Origin of the sequence: Neorhizobium sp. SHOUNA12A, from assembly GCF_023006505.1 — a bacterium.
Taxonomy (GTDB): Bacteria; Pseudomonadota; Alphaproteobacteria; order Rhizobiales; family Rhizobiaceae; genus Neorhizobium.
Window position 1 is genome coordinate 1 of sequence record NZ_JALBGV010000179.1, and the last position, 2,698, is coordinate 2,698.

Here is a 2,698-nt window from a genome sequence, read left to right on the forward strand (position 1 = left end):
TGCTGGACGCGGACGCCATTGACGGTCTGCGGTGCGCGCGAGGCGACGAACGGCGCATCATCGTCCTCGTCGTCATCGGCCAGGATGCCAGCGGGACGCGGCGGCATGTCGTCCCGGTCGAACGGCGGGTCGTAATCGTCGTCTTCGTCATGGCTGGAAATCGGCGGAGCCGCGACCACCCGGCGCGGCGAGGTGACCCGCTCGGCCGGACCGTCAAGCGAAGGTTCCATGCGACGGCCGGGCACGACAGGCGCCGATCTCGCGCGGACCGGCTCGTTCAGCGTCCCGAATTCGTCCTCGTTGAAATCGTAGGGCTGGTCGAATTCTATCCGGCGGCGCGGCTTGATGCCGGCGAGACGGCGTAACCGCGCCTGGGCGATATACCAGTAGTGAGCAAGAGCGCCGAACGCCAGGAAGCCGGCAAACCGGTCCTCGTCGTCCTCTTCCTCGATCTCCTCGCGCTTGGAGCGGGTCTTGGCGGCGGCAACAGGCTGATCGTCATCCTCGGCGTCGTCCTCGAAGGCTTCGCCGACCAGGCCCGATGCAAACAGCATCAGCCAGGCGCAGGGGACGGTGAAGATGCAACCGAGGACGACCGCCACGGTACCGGTTGGATAGGCGCCGACGAACAATGCCGGGAACCGCAGGATCATATCGCCGATGACGCCGCCGATGCCGTTTGGGATCGGCCAGGTGAGCGGTGCGGGAAAGCAGCCCAATGTCGCAGAGGCCAGCAGCGTGCCGCCGCCCCAGGCCGCAAGGCGCGCCGGAACGCGGTCGTATTTACGCCCCGCGATCAAAGCCAGAGCGAAGGCGAGCACCGGCAGCAGGGCGACGAGACTTGCAAGGCCGAGGAACTGCATCATCAGGTCAGCGAAGGCAGCCCCCGGGAAGCCCAGGAGATTGGTCGGCGCATTGTCGGTCGCATAGGAGAAGCTCGGATCTGCGACGTTCCAGGTTGCCAGTGCGGCAACCGCCAGCGCCAGCGCGAAGAATATCCCGAAACCGGCGAGCGCCAGCGCCTGGCGCCACACGAAGGCGGTGAGCACCAGGCGGGTGGACCGGTTTGCCATAGCCGCTGAACTGCTTCTGCCCATCGTGTCTGCCCGCCGTCCTTGAACGCAACTACAAGCGCGAATCGGCAACCTGAGAGCTGATTCACGCAATTCCAGCGGAGAATAGCGCGATGGTGGTTAATGTCCCTTTAACCACAACGGGTCTGGCGGAGGCTGAAAACATGAATAAAAAGCCCGGGTCGAAACCCGGGCCGATGCAGTTTTAACAAAAACCACGATACAACGTGCTGCGGCAGCGGTCGCCCGCCGCCGCGAGCCGTAGATCAGGACGCGTGATACGCCGCTTCGCCGTGGGTCGCGAGGTCGAGACCTTCGCGTTCGGCTTCGACGGTGACGCGCAGGCCGACGATCAGGTCGACGACCTTGTAGAGGATCGCCGAACCGATGCCCGACCACAGGAGGGTGGTCAGGACGCCCTTGAACTGTGCCCAGACCTGGGTCGCGGTGCCGGAATAGGAGGCAGCGAAGTCGGCCGTCGAATAGTCGACGATGCCTGCACCGCCGAGTGCCGGGTTGACGAGGATACCGGTGCCGATGGCGCCGAGGATGCCGCCGACGCAATGGACGCCGAAGACATCGAGCGAGTCGTCGTAGTTGAACTTGTTCTTCACCACGTCGACGAAGAAGTAGCAGACCGGCGAAACGATGAGACCGAGAACGATCGAGCCCATCGGGCCGGCAAAACCGGCAGCCGGGGTGACGGCGACGAGACCGGCAACAGCGCCCGAGGCGGCACCTAGCATGGAGGCCTTGCCGCGGGAGAAGGTTTCCACCAGGCACCACGACACGGCAGCGGCAGCCGTCGCAACGAAGGTGTTGATCATCGCGAGCGATGCGTAGGCGTTGGCTTCGAGGTTGGAGCCGGCGTTAAAGCCGAACCAGCCGACCCAGAGGAGCGAAGCGCCGACCATGGTAAGGGTCATGGAGTGCGGAGCCATGATGTCCTTCTTGTAGCCGGTGCGCTTGCCGAGCATGATCGCGCCGACGAGGCCCGCGATACCGGCATTGATGTGCACGACGGTGCCGCCGGCGAAATCGATCGCTCCATAGGAGAAGATCAGGCCGGACGGATCCGTGTAGGCGCTCGGGCCGCCCCAGAACCAGACCATGTGGGCCATCGGGAAATAGATGAACGTAACCCACAGGATGACGAAGAGCATGACGGCCGAGAACTTGATGCGCTCGGCAAAGGCGCCGACGATCAGGGCCGGCGTGATGCATGCAAACGTCATCTGGAAGCAGACGAAGGTCAGCTCTGGAATGGCGACGCCCTTGGTGAAGGTTTCGGCAAGCGACGACGTGGTGACGCCGGCAAGGAACATCTTGGAGAAGCCGCCGACGAAGCTGTTCAGCGAACCGCCGTTGGTGAAGGCGAGCGAATAGCCGTAGGTGACCCAGATGATCATCACGACGGCCGTGATCATGAACACCTGCATCAGCACGGACAGCATGTTCTTGGCGCGAACGAGACCACCGTAGAAGAGCGCGAGGCCCGGGATGGTCATCAGCAGGACGAGAATGGTCGAGATGAGCATCCAGGTGTTGTCACCCTTGTCCATCGTCATGGCCGGAGCGGCGGCGGCGGCAGCCGCCGGTGCGGCGGCCGTCTGCGCAAAAGCGAC

Annotated in this window: 2 protein-coding genes; both read right to left on the reverse strand. The window is 64.0% G+C overall.

Going from position 1 to position 2,698, the window contains the following annotated elements:
- On the reverse strand, nucleotides 1–1,097 hold a 1,097-nt coding region (locus MOV63_RS32300), incomplete at its 3' end, for a DNA translocase FtsK 4TM domain-containing protein (protein WP_247039820.1).
- Between the two features lie 242 nt (nucleotides 1,098–1,339).
- On the reverse strand, nucleotides 1,340–2,698 hold a 1,359-nt coding region (locus tag MOV63_RS32305), incomplete at its 5' end, for an ammonium transporter (RefSeq protein WP_247039821.1).